Raw genomic sequence first — 18791 nt, 5'->3', positions numbered from 1 at the left:
ATCTCGCGGTGATATGCTCCATGGTACGGGGCATCACTCCTTAAGGATTTCTTATGCCAATTATCACTTTGCCAAATGGCGATCAAAAACAGTTTGATCACGCCGTATCTGTGATGGACGTTGCACTTAGCATTGGTCCTGGTCTTGCAAAAAATACAGTTGCTGGTCGTGTCAACGATCGTTTGGTTGATGCGTCTGATCTCATCACTGAAGATGCAACACTACAAATTATCACGCCTAAAGACGAAGCTGGTGTCGAGATCATTCGCCATTCTTGCGCGCATTTGGTCGGTCATGCGGTTAAGCAACTGTTCCCAGAAGCAAAGATGGTCATTGGTCCGGTCATTGAAGAAGGTTTCTACTATGACATCTGGATGCCACGTCCGTTTACCTTAGACGACATGGCAGCGATTGAAGAGCGTATGAAAAAGCTCATCGATCAAGACTATGATGTTGTGAAAAAAATGACACCGCGTGATGAAGTGATTGCAGAATTCACAGCACGTGGCGAAGAATACAAATTACGCTTGATCGCAGACATGCCTGAAGAAACCCAAATGGGCTTGTACTACCATCAGGATTATTTGGATATGTGCCGTGGTCCGCACGTTCCAAATACTAAATTCTTAAAATCGTTCAAACTGACTAAAATCTCTGGTGCTTACTGGCGTGGTGATGCGAAGAATGAGCAGCTACAACGGATCTACGGTACAGCATGGGCAGACAAGAAACAGCTTGCTGCTTATGTAAAACGTATTGAGGAAGCTGAAAAACGCGATCACCGTAAAATTGGTAAAGCGCTTGATTTGTTCCATATGCAAGAAGAAGCACCGGGTATGGTGTTCTGGCATCCGAATGGCTGGACCATTTACCAAGTGCTTGAACAATACATGCGTAAAGTTCAGCAAGACAATGGCTACGAAGAAATTCGTACCCCACAGGTTGTAGATTTCACATTGTGGGAAAAATCAGGACATGCTGCCAACTATGCAGACAACATGTTCACCACACATTCTGAAAACCGTAACTATGCGGTGAAGCCAATGAACTGTCCTTGTCACGTACAGGTGTTCAATCAAGGCTTGAAGTCGTACCGTGATCTTCCTGTGCGTTTGGCAGAGTTCGGTTCATGTCACCGTAACGAGCCATCTGGTTCTTTACACGGCATTATGCGTGTACGTGGCTTTACTCAAGATGACGCGCATATTTTCTGTACCAAGGAACAGATTGGTCCTGAAGTTGCAGACTTTATCAAATTGACACTGGATGTATACAAAGATTTTGGCTTCGAAGAAGTACAAATGAAGTTGTCGACGCGTCCTGAAAAACGTGTGGGTGATGACAAGCTTTGGGATATGGCAGAAAAATCTTTGGCAGATGCTTTAGATGCTGCGGGTCTTGAGTGGGAGCTTCAACCAGGTGAGGGTGCATTCTACGGTCCGAAGATTGAATTCTCTCTGAAAGACTGCTTAGGTCGTGTCTGGCAGTGTGGTACCATTCAGTGTGACTTTAACTTGCCAGAGCGTCTAGACGCGTCTTATGTCACAGAAGATAACGACCGCGATCAGCCAGTAATGTTACATCGTGCAATTCTTGGCAGTTTCGAGCGTTTTATTGGTATACTGATCGAACACTACGCAGGCTTCATGCCACCTTGGTTGGCACCAATGCAAGCGTGTGTAATGAACATTACCGATTCTCAAGCTGAGGCATGTGAGTCAGTCGTCGCAAAACTTAAAGAAAACGGTATCCGTGCAATTTCTGACTTGAGAAATGAGAAAATCGGCTTTAAGATTCGTGAACGTACATTAGAGCGTATTCCTTACTTACTGGTACTTGGGGACCGTGAAGTAGAGGAAGGTACCGTAAACGTGCGTACCCGCTCAGGAACAAATTTGGGTACTATGTCAATCGATGCTTTCGTTGACCTAGTAAAAGCAGCCGTAGCCGAACGCGGCCGGTACATTGTGGAGTAACAGCGATTAAACAGCCTGACCGTAATCAACAGGGCGGTAACAAATCAAACCGTCCTGCCTTGAATGATGAAATTCGTGCGAAAGAAGTCCGTCTTGTAGACGAAAATGGTGAGCAGAAAGGGATTGTAAGCTTAGCTGACGCCCTACGCGCAGCAGAAAGTGTTGAACTTGATCTTGTTGAGATCGTAGCAAACGCTGAGCCACCAGTATGTAAGATCATGGACTTCAACAAGCATTTGTTTGATCTTAAGCAAAAGCAGAAAGAAGCGAAGAAAAAACAACATCAAGTCCAGGTGAAAGAAATCAAGCTACGCCCGGGTACTGATGTTGGTGATTACAACGTAAAACTACGTGCAATCATCAAGTTCCTTGAAGAAGGTAACAAGGTGAAAATCACGCTTCGTTTCCGTGGTCGTGAAATGGCGCACCAACAGTTGGGTCTAGCTCAATTGCAAAAAATTGAAGCTGACGTGGCTGAATTCGGTACTGTTGAGCAGATGCCGAAAATGGAAGGCCGTCAAATGGGTATGCTACTTGGTCCTAAAAAGAAAAAGTAAGCACTCATTAAGCGAAAAAAGCCCTGCATATGCAGGGCTTTTTTTATGCTCTAAAATTCCACGCATTGTACATAGCTTGAATAATTTCCCTGGCTTGCTGGCGGGAAAACATCGATAGTTGGATCCGGAAAAACCCGAGGCAAATTTGATTCATCAGACCGGACTGATGCAATTTAAAATCCAAAGTGCCATCGCGTTGACTAATCACATGCGCTGGCATGTTATAGAGCCAGCGTTTGAGATGTGCTTTGAGAGAAGCATAGCGTGGATTCAGAAAGCTATACTGTACCGAATGTCGTTTTAAGCACAGGCTGATGCGGAAACCGGCCAAAGTATAATAAATAGCGTGTGAGGTTATTTTGAGTTTGGTTCCCAGCATAAACAGCGAAAGACCAAGAAAGCCGCCAATATAAATATAAAAGTCAGGAGACTCCTGCCATAAAAATAATAGTCCTTGGAAAAAACTGGAATTGCTACGCACACTGCTGAAATAAAAAATGCTGAATATTCCGATCGGATAACAAAACAGCAAATATCCCGTAGTGCGCATGATCGGGCTAGCTTGATGAAACAGGATGTTTTCTGGCGCAGTCATGGTTTATTTTTATGATCAGAAAGCGTATTGCCTCCATGAGCTTAGGTAATCTGTAGCCAAAAAGAAAGGCCCTTGCGGACCTTCCTTTGCGTACTTAATCAAGCTTATTCCACTGATTTTTCATCGTTTGCAATAAGCAGTTTATTGCCAATCGGGATTTGACGCGGCAATTTTTCTTCTGGAATAATGCGTTGCAAGTCGATGATCAATAAACCATTTTCATAATCTGCCTGCTGGACCTCAATATATTCATCCAGACGTAAAGACAATTTAAATGCACGTCGTGCAATGCCTTTGTGCAGGAATTCAATACTGTCATTGTTTTGATTTTCGGGCTTACCCAAGATGGTCAGCAACTTATTTTCCAGACGAATGTCGAGTTCTTCCTGACGAAAACCCGCAGTTGCCACCACGATGCGGTAATTATTTTCACCATGCTTTTCGATATTATACGGTGGATAATTCGGTGCATCGCTTTGCATGGCATAGTCAATAAAGTCATTCAAGCGATCAAAGCCAATACTACGACGAAATAATGGATGAAGATTTAAGTTACTCATGATTAGAACCTTCTCACTAAAGCAAAGTTATAAAAACAAGAAAATAAGATCTGTCATGTCAGACATCAACAGCGCATAAGATTGACGCAATCCTTATGCAGAAATAAATATGTGTTTGGAGCTGAAATTTTCAAGATCAAAAAGAAAAAAATATATAAATTTTTAATAAGATTTTGATATTTATTGAAAAATAATTTTAAAATGCAGACTTGTTGTTTCTTTCTAAATCCTCTATGTTGAGTACATCGTCGCATAGTAAAAGTGCAGGGAGTATTAGAAGAAAATGATCGATTTATATTATTGGGGCACCCCCAACGGCCATAAAATTAGTATTGCTCTAGAAGAAATGGGGCTGGAATATCAAATTATTCCCATCAATATTCTGGAAAATGACCAGTTCCAGTCCGATTTTCTGGCTATTTCTCCCAATAATAAAATCCCGGCAATTGTTGATCAGGATGGGCCACATGGCCGCGCCATTTCAATTTTTGAGTCAGGTGCGATCTTGCAATATCTGGGTCGCAAAACAAGTCTGTTTTATCCAGCCGATGAAGTGAAGCGTATTCAGGTCGAACAGTGGCTGATGTGGCAAATGGGCGGTTTGGGGCCGATGCTCGGGCAAAATCATCACTTTAGCCGTTTTGCACCTGAGCGGATTGCTTATGCCACAGAGCGCTATGTCAATGAAAGCAAGCGTTTATATGGGGTGTTGAATAAACAGCTGGTCGGGCAGGAGTATGTGGCTGGCGAATACTCGATTGCAGATATGGCCATTTTCCCTTGGTTATTACGGCATGACTGGCAGCAGATCACTCTGGAAGACTATCCTGAAGTTTCCAAATATATCGATCGTTTGAATGCTCGTCCTGCGGTTCAGAAAGCGTTGGCAATACAGGTCAGTTAAGCGTCTGCCTTTATGTTAAAATAGCCTTAAGCAAATAAAGCCACCCTTACGGTGGTTTTTTATTGGATGGATATATGAACGATTTTCTTCTGAACTTTACCAAGATTGTTGAAAGTAATACCCGAATTTACTGGAGCATTCTTTTCGGCATTGCTGCATGTTTAGTGCTGTATGTTGCTGAAATTGTGCATATCGATCAGGTGATTGCTGCCCTAAATACCAAAGATCAGCAGATTTTACGTGCTGCAATTGCACCGCTCAATGAGCAGTATAAATGGGCGCGGATCATGGCGATGGTGACTGCAGTCGTTTGGTCCAGTTGGGAATATAGTAAAGCCAAGAAAAAAATGGGCTTGAGCCGTTAATGCTCTAATGAGCCTGTTTTTACTGTTTCTATCTGCCTTTGGTGCAGCGACCTTACTGCCTTTACAGTCTGAAGCTGTGCTACTGGGGCTTTTAGTGCAGGGTGAGCAGAGTGCGGTACTGTTAATTGCGGTGGCCAGTTTGGGGAATATACTGGGTTCTTGTGTGAACTGGTATCTGGGACTCAAGATTGAGCATTATAAAAATAAAAAGTGGTTTCCGGTTTCAGCAGATAAGATGCTCAAGGCGCAAAAGACCTATCAGAAATATGGTTACTGGTCTTTACTGCTGAGCTGGGTGCCTATCATTGGTGATCCGATTACCCTGATTGCGGGACTATTAAAAGAAAACCTCGTCCGTTTTCTGCTGATGGTCAGCATCGCTAAAATTGGACGTTATCTGTTTGTCTATGCGGCCTTTGCCATGTTCTAAACTTGAAAATAATTTTCCTGATCCAGTCTTGGATATTATTTCAGAGCGAAATCATTCTTTAAATTCGCTTATTGGGTGAAGATGCTTTTGTTTTAAACAAAGATGCTTTAGAATACTCGCTCCCTTACCTGCAGGTCGTTTTGTAATGGTGCAAACGAGCCGAACAGGTGTTCAAAAGAGGTTGTTATGCCTAAGATGAAAACTCGCCGTGGTGCAGCTAAACGCTTTAAAGCGACTGCTAACGGTTTTAAGCGTAAACAAGCGTTCAAACGCCACATTTTGACCAAAAAATCTGCTAAGCGTATTCGTCAATTGCGCGGCTGTGTAATGGTTCACGTAAGTGACGTTGCTTCAGTTCGTCGTATGTGCCCGTACATCTAAGGAGATTATAAATGGCTCGTGTAAAACGTGGTGTACAGGCTCATCGCCGTCACAAAAAAATTCTTGCTCGCGCTAAAGGTTACTATGGTGCTCGTTCACGCGTTTACCGCGTAGCGTTCCAAGCGGTAATCAAAGCTGGTCAATATGCTTACCGTGACCGTCGTCAAAAGAAACGTCAATTCCGCGCTTTGTGGATTGCACGTATCAACGCTGGTGCTCGTCAAAATGGTTTGTCGTACAGCCGTATGATCGCTGGCTTGAAAAAAGCTCAAGTGATTATCGACCGTCGCGTACTTGCTGACATCGCTATGCATGACGCAGTTGCGTTTGCTGCTTTAGCTTCTAAAGCTAAAGATGCATTGGCTGCATAAGTCTTTATGACTTGAAAAAAGACCGCCATTTGGTGGTCTTTTTTTTATGCTTAAATAAAAGTAGTCATTTTAAATATTATTTAAAAATCAGTATTGTAAATCTTATATTTTTTAGTCATTGTTAAATTGCATAATCAAAAATAAGGCTTAAAAATAATGATTCGACTTGCCACCCAACACGATGTCCTGCCGATTGCCCAAGTGCATGTACAAAGCTGGCGTGAAAGCTATCAAAATATCATTAAACCAGAAATTCTCGATAAGTTGAGTGTAGAACAAAGAGCCGCCTTGTGGCGTTCTGTGCTTGAATAGGAGAATCGACGGGTATTTGTCTATGAAGAAAATGCTCAAGTTTTGGGTTTTGCTGCTTTTAATTTTCCGGTAGATGCGCCAATCAGTGAATTGAGAGCACTTTATTTGCTTCAAAATATTCAAGGTCGCGGCATTGGACGTGATTTGGTTTAATTGGGTCTGGGTTTAAGTCGAGAAAAATCCTATCAGCATATGCAATGCAGCGTATTGAACCTGAATTCCAGTCGTTATTTTTATGAAAAGACCGGCGCCTATTTTGTCAGTGAAGGAGATGCCAGTGATCTGGGCGAGAATCTTAAAGACTTATGTTATCAGTGGGACATTTAATTTTTGAATACTCTGGCCCAGCTGGCTCAACGTAGAAAAATCTAAAACCTGGGAAAAGACGATAGAAAATAAATCAGCCCTTAGAAATGTATGGCTGATTTATCCTTTTATCTCAATATATCCATCGGTCAATTAAGAGAGCATTTCCGGGCGATCAGCAAATAACAGCTTTAGCTTATTCAAACAATGCTGAAATTTTCAGGCAGATGCTTCACCTCAATTTTATAATAGGTTGTATGATCAAAACTCATCACAAAAATCGTCAGTATTACTTCAAGCTGATGTCTGCTCCTGAGTATCAACATCTCCATTGAATTCTGCCCGGGATGTTCAATCTTTTCTGGTAAAATGTTAAAGGCCGAAATAGTAGCCAATCAGACAGATAATCACGGTAATCACAATTAAGGTCAGCACATTTGCAGACGAACTGGATTTTCCTGGGTCCTGAGGTTTTTCTGCTTTAGAAATTTTTGGTGAACGATCTTCAGTACTCATACCGATAAATGGATCAGGTGCAACTTTAGGGGTAAGCTGCGCGGTCTTATAGTGATTGGCGACTTTGCTGATGAATTTAGCACTTAAATCATCAATTTTTTGCGAAAAATGTCGCAGATTGAGTTGCTGCTCCGGGCTGAGTACTTCGCCATCTGCACGATAGGGATGTTGGATTTTAGTTTGAATAAAGTCATTTAAGGCATCTAGGCGGTACAAAGTCTGGTGAGCATAATCCGCTGAATAGTCAGTGGGAATTAAGGCCAAATGACTTTCGCTATCGACCTGAATGGCAGGCATGGTGCCGTAATAAGGCAAATTGGTATACGCCGGTTCAGTAAAATCTTGGGCAAGGCTACTTTCAAACAGTTCATGATCGGTATAGGCCTGAATATCATCCCAGTTTGGGGCTTCCAGATCGACATCAATGCGCTTGGCCAGTTTAGGATTCAGCTCATAACACCAGAATGTTTCATGGCGTAAAGGAGATTGCTGTGATTTAGGCGCTTCGTAATCATTGTCTGCGCTGTACCATTCAGGCAGTTCCTTGCCAATGATCCAGGCGGTTTTGGCTTTGGCACCATGACTGACAATAAAATGTGCCAGTGGCAGTAGCTCGACATTGGCATTCGGATTTTTTTCATCAACCAGTAAATCAGAGCGATGCAAGCTGAGGCGACGCACGCCTTGTTTTTTCAGGCCTTCCAGCCAGATCTGGAAATGCTGGGCCAGCAGGTGTTGTGATATCAGATCCCGAAAGGCAAACTGATGCTGATTAAAAATGGAATGTTGAATCCAACGATTGAAACTCAGGTCTTGAGTCAAATACTCATTGCCGTAAGTGACGAGGGTTAGTTGCTGTTTCCAAATTTGATCGAGTGCCATAGTGATTTGATCTGATTGATATTGTGTTTATCTTATACTTTTTATATTTAATCATGCCAATCTAATTTTCCTTAAAACGCATCTTCATCAAAGTGTCTAAAAACTGTTAGAATGTGGGGTTTTTAAAATATTTTTTAACCTGTTGCTTTGAGAGTTACTATGTCACTGGAAGCCCTGACCACTGAAGCGCTCGCTGCGATTGCAGCAGCTCAAGACCTTGCTGCACTTGATCAAGTACGAGTGCAATTTACGGGGAAAAAAAGCCAGCTCGCGGAACAATCTAAGTCGCTTGGTAAAATGGATCCTGAAGAACGTAAAGTCTTCGGCGCACAAATCCATGCTGTACGTGAAACTATTACCGCTGCATTGACCTCACGTCAGGCAGAATTGCATAAAGCTGCCTTAGAACAAAAACTGGCAAGCGAAACCATTGATATTACTTTACCAGGTCGTGGCCAACAGGTGGGCAGTATCCATCCAGTGACCCAGGTGCAAGAGCGTATTTGCCAGTTCTTTACCAAGGCAGGTTTTACGGTTGCAACAGGTCCTGAAGTTGAAGATGACTATCACAACTTTGAAGCACTGAATATTCCGGGTCATCACCCGGCGCGTGCCATGCACGATACCTTCTATTTCGATGTGAACCATTTGTTGCGTACGCATACGTCTGGTGTGCAGATTCGTACCATGGAAACACAGCAGCCACCAATCCAGATCGTGTGTCCGGGCCGTGTTTACCGTTGTGATTCGGATCAAACCCACTCGCCGATGTTCCATCAGATCGAAGGTTTATACGTGGCTGAAAATACCAGCTTCGCGGAACTGAAAGGTTTGCTGATTAACCTGCTGAACGAATTCTTCGAAAAAGATTTGAAAGTACGTTTCCGTCCATCTTATTTCCCGTTCACCGAGCCGAGTGCGGAAGTGGATATTATGGATGAACGCGGTCGCTGGTTAGAAGTATTGGGCTGCGGTATGGTGCATCCGAATGTGCTGCAAGCTGCTGGCATTGATCCTGAAAAATACAAAGGCTTTGCTTTTGGTCTGGGTGTTGAACGTTTTGCAATGCTTCGTTATGGCGTGAATGACTTACGTATGTTCTTCCAAAACGATGTGCGTTTCTTACGCCAGTTTGCTTAAAACTTTTTAATAATCCTCTCCTAACCTCTCCTTTTAAAAAGGAGAGGGACTCCGCGAAATAGATGGAGTTCTCCCCCTTTGGAAAATGGGGGGGGCAGAGGGGGATTCTAGAGATTTGAATTACAGGTTTTATATCAATGAAAATTAGCGAAAATTGGCTACGCACATGGGTCAACCCAGCCATCGATAGCGATAAACTTTCTGATCAATTGACCATGTTAGGTCTTGAAGTTGATGAGCTTGCACCAGCAGCAAAACCATTTACAGGTGTTGTGGTCGGTGAGGTTCTGACTGTAGAACAGCATCCTGATGCAGATCGCTTACGTGTGACCACTGTCAATATCGGTTCAGATGAACCATTGCAAATTGTATGTGGTGCGCCAAACGTACGTGCCGGCATGAAAGCGCCAGTTGCGACCATTGGTGCAGTACTTCCGGGCGATTTCAAAATCAAGAAAGGCAAGCTACGTGGTATCGAGTCACAAGGCATGCTGTGCGGCGCTTCAGAAATCGATTTAGAAGATAAAATTGATGGTTTGTTAGAGCTTCCAGCGGATGCACCAGTAGGTATGAACATTCGTGAATATCTAGACCTTGATGACAACGTGATTGACATCAGCATTACACCGAACCGTGGGGACTGCTTCAGTATTCGCGGGATCGCACGTGAAATTGGTGTGATTAACCAATTGCCAGTAACTGCCCCTGAAATTAAAGAAGTAGCTGCGACTATTAGCGAAGAAAAGAAAGTCGTTGTATCGACTGAAGGCTGTCCACGTTACTTGGGTCGTGTGATCAAGAACGTCAATACCAAGGCTGTGACTCCTGTATGGATGGAGCGTGCATTGGCACGTTCAGGTATCCGTCAGCACAGCATTCTGGTCGATATTACCAACTATGTGCTGATGGAGCTGGGTCAACCGCTACACGCATTTGATGGCGGCAAAGTTCAAGGCGCGGTACATGTACGTCAAGCGACAGAAGATGAAAAGTTAGTTTTGCTCAATGAACAAGAAGTGGAGCTGAATGAAAAAGTGATGGTGATTGCAGATGATGAAAAAGCATTGGCCATTGCTGGTATTATGGGTGGCTTGTTTTCAGCAGTCAGCGATGCAACCACTGAAATTTTCCTGGAATCAGCATTCTTCGCGCCACTGCATATTGCCGGTCGTGCACGTAGCTTTGGCCTGCATACTGATGCTTCTCAGCGTTATGAACGTGGTGTCGATTTTGAATTGCCATTGATCGCTATGCACCGCGCATCACAATTGATTGCGGAACTTGCGGGCGGTGAGTTCGGACCAATTACAGTTGCCGAAAATGCGGCTCTATTGCCAACACGTGACGCAATTGAATTGAATCAAGCCCAAGTCGATCAACTGCTAGGTTATAGTGTTGACTCAGCGTTCATTACTGATGCTTTAACCCGTTTAGGTTGTGAAGTTACAGTAAAAGCAGAAGGTGAGTGGTCTGTAGTGCCGCCATCACATCGTTATGACATGGTGATCTATCAAGATTTGATTGAAGAAGTGGCACGTATTCACGGTTATGACAATATTCAAATCAGTCTGCCTGTGATTGATGTGAAATTGGCGAAATACCAAGATCAATTTGAGTTGGGCCAACTCCGTCAAACTGCCGTAACTTTAGGTTACCAAGAAGCGATCAGCTTTAGCTTCTCAGACCTAAAACTTGAAAAGCAACTTAATTCCAGTGTGAATCCATTAGCATTAGCTAATCCAATTTCAAGTGATTTGGCTGTGATGCGTTCAACCTTGCTGTCTAGCCTGATTCCTTGTGTTCAGTACAATGTCAACCGCCAGCAAAGCCGTGTACGTTTCTTTGAGCTCGGTCTGCGTTTCGACTATCAAGAAGCCAGCAGCATCCATGATTTAAAACAGATTCCAACTTTTGCATTGATTGCGACTGGTTCACGTCATGCTGAGTCTTGGCATGGTAAGGCACAGCCAATGGACTTCTTTGACTTTAAGGGTGATGTAGAAGAAATTCTGGCTGCTGGTCGTGTCAAAGTAGAATATGTGCGTTCAGAGCGTAGCTGGTTGCACCCAGGGCAATCCGCAGAAATTCTCGTGAATGGTCAATCAATTGGTTACTTGGGGCGTTTACATCCCTCACTTGAAGACGAACTTGATCTGGCAACCACATGGGTAGCAGAATTGGATCAAGCGGCTGTTTTGCAAACTTATGTATCTAATTTTACAGAATTATCACGTTTTCCATCGGTTCGACGTGATATTGCGCTTTTAATTAGTGATAAGATTAATGTTAGCGAAATTCAGGGACTTATCGAAAAAACAGGCGGAGAGCTTTTAGACTCAACTTGGTTGTTCGATGTGTACACTGGACAAGGAGTAGAAGAAGGGAAACGCTCACTGGCATTTGCACTTCTCTGGCAGCATCCAAACCGTACACTGGAAGATGCTGAAATTAAATCAGGTATGGATAATATCCTTCAAGTGTTAGAAAACACTTACCAAGCGACATTGAGGGCTTCATGACAGCACTAACTAAAGCAGAAATGGCTGATCATTTAAGTGAGCTCACGAGTTTAAACCGTCGTGAAGCAAAACAAATGGTTGAGTTGTTCTTCGATGAGATTAGCCAGGCGCTCATCTCAGGCGAGCAAGTAAAACTTTCGGGTTTTGGTAATTTTGAGTTGCGTGACAAGCGTCAACGTCCAGGCCGTAACCCGAAAACGGGTGAAGAGATTCCGATTTCTGCACGCCGTGTAGTAACCTTCCGTGCGGGACAGAAGTTCCGTCAACGTGTGGGAAATGAGCAGATCAACTGATCTGCTTTTTTAAAAGCTGAAATCTAATATTTTTAAATTTCAGTTTCTAAAATAAAAAAAGAGAGCCAAAGGCTCTCTTTTTTTGTACTGAATAATCTAAAAGATTATTGAGCAGCAGCTTCAGAAGCAGCAGTAGCGTCAGCAGCAGCTTCAGTAGCAACTGCAGCAGCAGCTTCAGCTTCAGATGCAGCGTCAACTTCAGCAGCAACTTCAGAAGAAGCTTCAACGTCAGTAGCTTCTACAGCAGCAGCGTCAGCAGCAGCTTCAGCTTCAGAAGCAGCTTCTACAGCTTCAGAAGCAGCTTGGTTAGCGTCAGCAGCAGCGTCGTCAGCTTTTTTAGCACAACCAACGAAAGCTAAAGTAGTAGCAACTGCAGCAGCAATAGCGATTTTTTTGAATAACATGGCATCACTCTCTAAAAATTGAGATTAAAAAAAACCAAAGTTAGTCTGTTAAGTGCTTTTATTGTTCCTAATTGTGTTAGGGACTAACAACGCAGGAGCAGTCTAACTGGTCTGCAAATATGCTATCACTGCACATTTTTAATTGCTACTGGCAATGATCAAAAAAGTACGGAAAAACGATAAAAAATAAGAAGTTTTTAACAGAAAATAACAATGGAATGAAACATTTAGATTGGAGAAAGGCTTGTTAAACACTTAAAAGTTATACAATTTTTAATCTGAATATTTTATTAATCAAAAACTTAAAAATAAGTTTACATAAATCAGGCTTGATTGTTTCATTCTGTAATTTATGTCAACCTAAAAAAGGCCACCGCTTAGGTGACCTTTCATTTGAAATTTTAATTTGAAGCTTTGCGTTTCATCTGATCAAAGAAATCATCGTTGGTCTTGGTTTCTTTCATGCGATCCAGTAAGAATTCCATTGCCGCCAACTCATCTTGAGTATGCAACAGCTTGCGCAGAATCCAGACTTTACGCAGATTGTCTTCCGACATCAGGCGTTCTTCACGGCGAGTACCAGATTTCTTGATGTTCATCGCAGGGAATACGCGTTTTTCAGCAATACGACGATCAAGGGTAATTTCCTGGTTACCTGTACCTTTGAATTCTTCGTAAATCACTTCATCCATTTTACTACCTGTTTCAATCAGGGCAGTAGAAATGATGGTCAGTGAACCGCCTTCTTCGATATTACGTGCAGCACCAAAGAAACGTTTAGGACGTTCTAAGGCATGCGCATCTACACCACCGGTTAATACCTTGCCTGATGAAGGAATCACAGTGTTATAAGCACGTGCCAGACGGGTAATCGAGTCAAGCAAAATCACCACATCTTTCTTGTGTTCAACCAGACGTTTTGCTTTTTCAATCACCATTTCAGCAACTTGAACGTGACGTGCAGGAGATTCATCAAAGGTAGAAGCCACGACTTCACCGCGAACCGTACGTTCCATCTCGGTCACTTCTTCTGGACGTTCATCAATCAGGAGAACGATCAGAATAACTTCAGGATTATTGCGAACGATGGACTGTGCAATGCTTTGCAGCAGCATGGTTTTACCCGCTTTCGGCGGAGCCACAATAATTGAACGCTGGCCTTTACCAATCGGGGCCACTAGGTCGATCACACGGGTGGTTAAATCTTCAGTGGTACCATTGCCTAACTCCATCACCAACTGTTCGGTCGGGAATAATGGGGTCAAGTTTTCAAACAGAATCTTGTTACGTGAATTTTCAGGTGTGTCGTAGTTAATCTGATTGACTTTAAGTAAAGCAAAATAACGTTCGCCTTCTTTCGGCGGGCGAATGGTGCCAGTAATGGTGTCGCCAGTACGGAGGTTAAAACGACGAATTTGAGAAGGGCTGACATAAATATCGTCAGGACCTGCTAAATAAGAACCTGCGGCTGAGCGTAAAAAGCCAAAACCATCTGACAAAATTTCTAGAACGCCATCACCAAAAATCTCTTCGCCATTCATTGCATGACGTTTTAAGATGGCAAAAATAATGTCTTGCTTACGGTTACGAGCCATACCTTCGAGGCCCATAAACTCGGCAATCTTGATGAGTTCGCCAATCGGTTTTTTCTTGAGTTCGGTTAAATTCATAGGTGGTCAGATAGAATCAAAGTTCTGAGGTACAGGTTAGAAAGGGAGTAACATTCGGCCGCATACCAGCATTCAAACGAAAGCAATTGAATTTGCAAAAGAACAATTCAGAGATCTGTTTGAGTGTTTCAAAGGAAAATGTGAAAAACAATTTCTATTGCCGAGCGGCATCTTATGTAATGTGTCTTGTAAGAAATTGACAGGATTTAGGATCCTTTATCTCTTGAGTAGCGAATATAAGAGATAATGCCGGCTTTGTCAATTTATAGCCGAAAAAAATACGCGAGCATGAGTCGCGTATTTTTCACTAAAAATGCTGTGCTTAGATATTGTCATCAATAAATGCAGTCAGTTTAGATTTTGGTGCAGCACCGACTTGAGTCGCAACAACTTCACCATTTTTGAACATCAACAAAGCCGGGATGTTACGGATGTTGAAATTTACAGCAGTTTGTTCGCAAGAAGTTACGTCAACTTTCACGATTTTAACTTTGCCCTGGTATTCATCGGCAAGCACTTCAAGTACAGGTGCAATTGCTTTACATGGTGCACACCAGCCTGCCCAAAAGTCCACCAGTACAGGAACGTCTGATTGAAGAACGTCTGCTTCGAAGTTTGCGTCAGTAGTGTTTACGATGTTGCCAGACATGGAATGTGCTCCAGATTAATATTTTAAAGATAACTAATTATTAGTATTACATAGCCATCTTTAACAATGTAGGGGAATCTGTAAATTTTCAATGCTTAATGTTATTTTGTCTAATGGATGATCACGATAGTGATGATCGTGTCTCACTATTATTCCCGATACTATTCCCGATACAAAAAAGAATAAGGCATTAAATTGTCGCTACAAATGGCTTTTAAATTGCATGCATGTGAATTACTCTAAGCACAATTCGTTAAAGGTTTATTTCTGGAATGTCTGACTTTTTGATTGATGAAGAATTACTTGCCGCCATCGATATGGGATCAAACAGCTTTCATTTGGCCATCGCCCGTGTAGATCATGGCGAAGTGAAGAAAGTGGCATCAATGTCAGAAAAAGTTCAGCTTGCCGCAGGACTAGACGAAAATAAGAATTTAACCGAAGCCGCACAGCAACGCGGTTTGGCCTGTCTGGCCCGTTTCGTTGGACGTTTAGGTGCAGTTCAGCCGAACCGATTACGGATCGTGGCGACGAATGCTTTACGTCAAGCCAAAAATGGTCATGAATTTATCCAGAAAGCCGCAGAAATTTTACCGAAACCGATCGAAATTATTGCCGGCCGTGAAGAAGCCCGACTGATTTATTTGGGTGTATCGCATACCATGGCCAACAGCGGTCGTCGTCTGGTGGTTGATATCGGTGGCGGTTCAACCGAGCTGATTATCGGTGAAGAATTCGAGCCGATTCATACCGAATCAGTACAAATGGGCTGTGTAGCATTTACCAAAGCTTATTTTCAGGATGGTGAAATTAGCGCCAAAGCCTTTGATAAAGCAGTTACTGCGGCACGTAAAGAAATTTCCGGAATTGCCAATACTTATAAAGAAGCCGGTTGGGATGCTGTCGTCGGCTCGAGTGGTACCATTAAAGCCTGTCGCCAGATTTGCGTCAATATGGGCTGGAGCAATGATCGCGAACAGTTGACGCGTGAAGGCCTGGAAAAGCTTAAAGACAAACTGCTTAAATATAAATATGTCTCAGATATGGAATTCGAAGGTCTGAAAGATGATCGTCGTGCCGTCTTACCTGCTGGTATTGCCATTCTGTATGCAGTCTTTGATATACTGGGAATTGATCATTTGGTCTATTCTGATGGTGCGCTACGTGAAGGCGTGATGTATGACTTGCTTGGCCGTTTCAAGCATGAAGATATCCGTGATCGTTCCGTACATGCCTTGATTGGTCGATACAATGCCGATGCCAAGCAGGCTGAGCGTGTGGTTCAGACGGCACAGAAACTGTTTAATGACGTGGCCAGTAAACTCGGTTTGAGTGTTGAAGATAGTGACCTGTTACGTCGTGCTGCCTATCTCCATGAGATTGGTTTGGCCATCAGTCACAGTGGCTATCATCGTCATGGCGCGTATTTATTACAACACTCGGATATTGCCGGTTTCTCGCAAGTTGATCAAAATCATTTGTCACATTTGGTCGCGCACCATCGGCGCAAATTGCGCGCTGATGCCAAGATTGATGTGATGAAAGTCGGTGGATCTAAACTTTTATGGTTATGTCTGCTGCTTCGTCTGTCGGTTTTGGTCAATCACAGTCGTAGCGATGAGATGCTTCCTGCCATTGAACTCAAGGTTGAAAATGCGCAACAATGGCAACTCAGCGTGTCTGGTGATGCCAAGCAATGGCCATTGCTGGTCGCTGAACTGCACGATGAACAGCAGCAATTTAAAAATTGGGAGATTGAACTCTCGATTCAATCCGAACAGTTTGTTAATTAATACCTTTATAGGGATGAAAACGGTTAACCTATGAAAAATAAAGCAACTCCATCAAAAGCATGGGCGACAGTGCAGATTGCACGTCATCCAGAACGTCCACAATTCCTGGACTATGTGGGTGAAATATTCACTGAATTTGATGCTTTACATGGTGACCGCCTATATGGTGATGATGGCGCGATGATCGGTGGTCTGGCTCGTTTTGATGGTCAACCGGTGATGATCGTCGGTCAGCATCGTGGTCGTAGTACCCGTGAAAAATTACAGCATAATTTCGGCATGAGTAACCCAGAAGGTTATCGTAAGGCACAGCGTCTGCTAGACATGGCAGAGCGTTTCAATCTTCCAGTATTCACCTTTATTGATACCATGGGTGCTTATCCGGGTGTCGGTGCAGAAGAACGTGGTCAGGCTGAAGCAATTGCCACCAGTCTGGCTCAGCTTTCTAATTTGAAAGTACCTGTGATTGCAACTGTATTGGGTGAAGGCGGTTCAGGGGGTGCGCTGGGTATTGGGGTGGCAGACCGTGTGGTGATGCTCTCTCACAGTATTTATTCGGTGATTTCACCGGAAGGCTGTGCCTCAATTCTCTGGAAAACCGCTGAAAAAGCTGAACAGGCCAGTGAAGCCTTGGCTCTGACTGCAGAAAAATTGCAGAAAATGGGTATTGTAGAATATGTGGTGGATGAAGGCGAGGGTGCTCATTTAAATCCGGATCAGGTCATGAACAGCTTGAAAGCAGTGCTGAAAGAAGCTTTGAATGAACTGCAACCAATGGAAGCGCAAGCACGATGCGAAGCACGTTACCAACGTTTAATGAAGTTTGGCAGCGACAATTTAGGTCTGGTTTCTTAAAACAGCTGCAGGACTTTCCTGCAGAGACAAAATTTCTCATCGGATGCAGTGGCGGCGTAGATTCTATGCTGTTGCTGCATCTGATGTTTTTTTTATGCCCGGAAAAAGTTCGGGCGATTTATATCGATCATCAGTTACAAGCACTCAGCGCAGATTGGGGCAAGTTCGTTGCACATCAATGTCAGCAACTGAATATTCCCTGCATCATCCAGCCAGTTCATGTCGCTAGTGGCAATCTGGAACAGCAAGCGCGCAATTCACGTTATCAGGCTTATCTGCAACATTTGCAAGCGGATGAAATATTGGTGCTGGCACATCATCAGCAGGATCAGGCGGAAACCCTGATGCTACGTTTATTGTCTGGTGCCGGTGTTGACGGCTTAGCGGCAATGAAACAGATCGATATACGTGAAAATCTGACGATTTGGCGGCCACTACTGAATATTTCCCGTGAGCAGATTTGCCAATGGGCATCAGACCTGAATGTTCAGAATATTGAAGATCCGACCAATGCTGATACCTATTATGACCGGGCCTGGGCACGCCAGACGCTGTGGCCGGTATTAAGCGAACGTTATCCTAAAATGCAAGCCGCCTTGGTGCGAACCAGTGAGCTGATGCAGGATGCTCAAGACATTTTACAAGAAGTGCTGCAACAGGATTTAGCATCTTGTGGAACTGAAACGCAGCTCGATCTTGGTAAATTTTTACAGCTTTCAAAATCACGACAACGTCAATTGCTCTCTGCCTGGATGAAAGGTAAAGAACAGTATCGTCCATCTTTAGCGATGGTAGAGCGTTTGCAACGCGAAGTGATTTATGCCAAGCAAGATGCTCAGGCGGCATTGTATTGGCAAGGCTTTTACTATGTACGCTATCAGCAGCAATTATATCGTTTGGCCGCAGAGATCTATTTAGCTGATCAACAACAAGTTCAAACTAGCCCGAAAACTATAAAATTCGCTTTAAAAGACAGCGTGCAGGTTTTGTCAGGGAAATTTACCATTGCGCCTGCACAGCTCGGTTTATCTGCTGCATTATTGCAGCAACCTTTGCATTTGCAGCAGCGTCAGGGTGGCGAAAAAATTCATTTATATGGCCGTGTCGGTACCTGGCCGCTGAAAAAAGCCATTCAGGAAGCGCAAATATTTCCCTGGGCTCGGCATACTATTCAAATATTAAGCGCAGATAATGTTATGCTAGGCGTGTTTACCCCTAAAGGATTTTGGTTGGCTCAATCTGCATATTGTGAAGCAGGTGGATGGCTGCCGATGTCGGTTTCTTCAACTTTAGAACTCAACGATGAGCATTGA

20 protein-coding genes and 1 pseudogene are annotated in these 18791 nt (G+C 43.4%); 15 read left to right on the top strand and 6 right to left on the bottom strand.

Going from position 1 to position 18791, the window contains the following annotated elements; translation table 11 throughout:
* The first annotated feature begins 53 nt into the window (after positions 1–53).
* Both thrS and infC read left to right on the top strand, forming a co-directional pair.
* Positions 54–1976, top strand: coding sequence for a threonine--tRNA ligase (gene thrS / locus NI469_RS09015; protein WP_004278291.1), 1923 nt, complete (start codon positions 54–56; stop codon positions 1974–1976).
* A 5-nt stretch (positions 1977–1981) separates the two neighbouring features.
* Positions 1982–2533, top strand: coding sequence for a translation initiation factor IF-3 (gene infC / locus NI469_RS09010; protein WP_071850398.1), 552 nt, complete (start codon positions 1982–1984; stop codon positions 2531–2533).
* 43 nt (positions 2534–2576) lie between these two features.
* Here the strand turns inward: infC and NI469_RS09005 are convergent, their stop codons facing one another.
* Both NI469_RS09005 and NI469_RS09000 read right to left on the bottom strand, forming a co-directional pair.
* Positions 2577–3128 (bottom strand): hypothetical protein, encoded by a 552-nt coding sequence (locus NI469_RS09005; protein ID WP_153566419.1) that lies wholly within the window; start codon positions 3126–3128, stop codon positions 2577–2579.
* 104 nt (positions 3129–3232) lie between these two features.
* Positions 3233–3688 carry an Hsp20 family protein gene (locus NI469_RS09000; RefSeq protein WP_004647520.1) on the bottom strand — a complete coding sequence of 152 codons (456 nt, stop codon included), beginning with the start codon at positions 3686–3688 and terminating at the stop codon, positions 3233–3235.
* A 283-nt stretch (positions 3689–3971) separates the two neighbouring features.
* Between NI469_RS09000 and NI469_RS08995 the strand changes: the two genes are divergently transcribed.
* The 7 genes and pseudogenes from NI469_RS08995 to NI469_RS08965 form a co-directional block, all read left to right on the top strand.
* Positions 3972–4592 (top strand): glutathione S-transferase family protein, encoded by a 621-nt coding sequence (locus NI469_RS08995; RefSeq protein WP_004732952.1) that lies wholly within the window; start codon positions 3972–3974, stop codon positions 4590–4592.
* A gap of 74 nt (positions 4593–4666) precedes the next feature.
* Entirely contained in the window at positions 4667–4957 is a 291-nt protein-coding gene (locus tag NI469_RS08990) for a hypothetical protein (RefSeq protein WP_004647523.1), read from the top strand.
* Positions 4958–4964: 7 nt separating this feature from the next.
* Positions 4965–5387: a YqaA family protein gene (locus tag NI469_RS08985; RefSeq protein WP_216986551.1), complete on the top strand. Its 423-nt coding sequence runs from the start codon at positions 4965–4967 to the stop codon at positions 5385–5387.
* A 186-nt stretch (positions 5388–5573) separates the two neighbouring features.
* The gene (gene rpmI / locus NI469_RS08980; RefSeq protein WP_004278281.1) at positions 5574–5768 is read left to right on the top strand and encodes a 50S ribosomal protein L35; all 195 of its coding nucleotides are present in this window, start codon (positions 5574–5576) and stop codon (positions 5766–5768) included.
* Positions 5769–5779: 11 nt separating this feature from the next.
* Positions 5780–6139 carry a 50S ribosomal protein L20 gene (gene rplT, locus NI469_RS08975; protein ID WP_004647525.1) on the top strand — a complete coding sequence of 120 codons (360 nt, stop codon included), beginning with the start codon at positions 5780–5782 and terminating at the stop codon, positions 6137–6139.
* A gap of 156 nt (positions 6140–6295) precedes the next feature.
* Positions 6296–6451, top strand: a complete 156-nt coding sequence (locus NI469_RS08970) for a hypothetical protein (RefSeq protein WP_004732946.1) — start codon at positions 6296–6298, stop codon at positions 6449–6451.
* A 15-nt stretch (positions 6452–6466) separates the two neighbouring features.
* Positions 6467–6604, top strand: a pseudogene (locus NI469_RS08965) (GNAT family N-acetyltransferase); the annotation flags it as partial.
* A gap of 525 nt (positions 6605–7129) precedes the next feature.
* Here the strand turns inward: NI469_RS08965 and NI469_RS08960 are convergent.
* Positions 7130–8155: a hypothetical protein gene (locus tag NI469_RS08960; RefSeq protein ID WP_253174915.1), complete on the bottom strand. Its 1026-nt coding sequence runs from the start codon at positions 8153–8155 to the stop codon at positions 7130–7132.
* A 159-nt stretch (positions 8156–8314) separates the two neighbouring features.
* On the opposite strand from NI469_RS08960, the gene pheS reads away from it, so the two are divergent.
* The 3 genes from pheS (at position 8315) to NI469_RS08945 (ending at position 12107) form a co-directional block, all read left to right on the top strand.
* Complete coding sequence (gene pheS / locus NI469_RS08955) at positions 8315–9295, top strand: phenylalanine--tRNA ligase subunit alpha (protein ID WP_004278272.1); 981 nt, start codon at positions 8315–8317, stop codon at positions 9293–9295.
* 137 nt (positions 9296–9432) lie between these two features.
* Positions 9433–11814 carry a phenylalanine--tRNA ligase subunit beta gene (gene pheT, locus NI469_RS08950; RefSeq protein ID WP_253174914.1) on the top strand — a complete coding sequence of 794 codons (2382 nt, stop codon included), beginning with the start codon at positions 9433–9435 and terminating at the stop codon, positions 11812–11814.
* Positions 11811–12107, top strand: coding sequence for an integration host factor subunit alpha (locus NI469_RS08945; RefSeq protein WP_004783565.1), 297 nt, complete (start codon positions 11811–11813; stop codon positions 12105–12107). Before pheT ends, NI469_RS08945 begins: the two co-directional genes overlap by 4 nt.
* Before the next feature lie 104 nt (positions 12108–12211).
* On the opposite strand, the gene NI469_RS08940 is transcribed toward NI469_RS08945, so the two are convergent.
* From NI469_RS08940 to trxA, 3 genes are all read right to left on the bottom strand, one after another.
* The gene (locus tag NI469_RS08940; RefSeq protein ID WP_071852242.1) at positions 12212–12511 is read right to left on the bottom strand and encodes a hypothetical protein; all 300 of its coding nucleotides are present in this window, start codon (positions 12509–12511) and stop codon (positions 12212–12214) included.
* A gap of 401 nt (positions 12512–12912) precedes the next feature.
* Positions 12913–14181: a transcription termination factor Rho gene (gene rho / locus NI469_RS08935; RefSeq protein WP_004278267.1), complete on the bottom strand. Its 1269-nt coding sequence runs from the start codon at positions 14179–14181 to the stop codon at positions 12913–12915.
* 322 nt (positions 14182–14503) lie between these two features.
* Entirely contained in the window at positions 14504–14830 is a 327-nt protein-coding gene (gene trxA, locus NI469_RS08930) for a thioredoxin (RefSeq protein ID WP_004278266.1), read from the bottom strand.
* Positions 14831–15102: 272 nt separating this feature from the next.
* Between trxA and ppx the strand changes: the two genes are divergently transcribed.
* The 3 genes from ppx to tilS are packed head-to-tail and all read left to right on the top strand — an operon-like array spanning position 15103 to position 18791.
* Positions 15103–16623 carry an exopolyphosphatase gene (gene ppx / locus NI469_RS08925; protein WP_253174907.1) on the top strand — a complete coding sequence of 507 codons (1521 nt, stop codon included), beginning with the start codon at positions 15103–15105 and terminating at the stop codon, positions 16621–16623.
* 30 nt (positions 16624–16653) lie between these two features.
* Positions 16654–17478, top strand: coding sequence for an acetyl-CoA carboxylase carboxyltransferase subunit alpha (locus NI469_RS08920; protein ID WP_004278263.1), 825 nt, complete (start codon positions 16654–16656; stop codon positions 17476–17478).
* A complete protein-coding gene (gene tilS, locus NI469_RS08915) occupies positions 17415–18791 on the top strand; it encodes a tRNA lysidine(34) synthetase TilS (protein ID WP_253174904.1) in 1377 nt (458 codons plus the stop codon). The genes NI469_RS08920 and tilS overlap by 64 nt, the downstream gene beginning before the upstream one ends.

The organism is Acinetobacter lwoffii (genome assembly GCF_024129735.1).
GTDB classification, from domain to species: domain Bacteria; phylum Pseudomonadota; class Gammaproteobacteria; order Pseudomonadales; family Moraxellaceae; genus Acinetobacter; species Acinetobacter lwoffii_H.
This window is presented reverse-complemented; position numbering and strand designations above follow the sequence as displayed.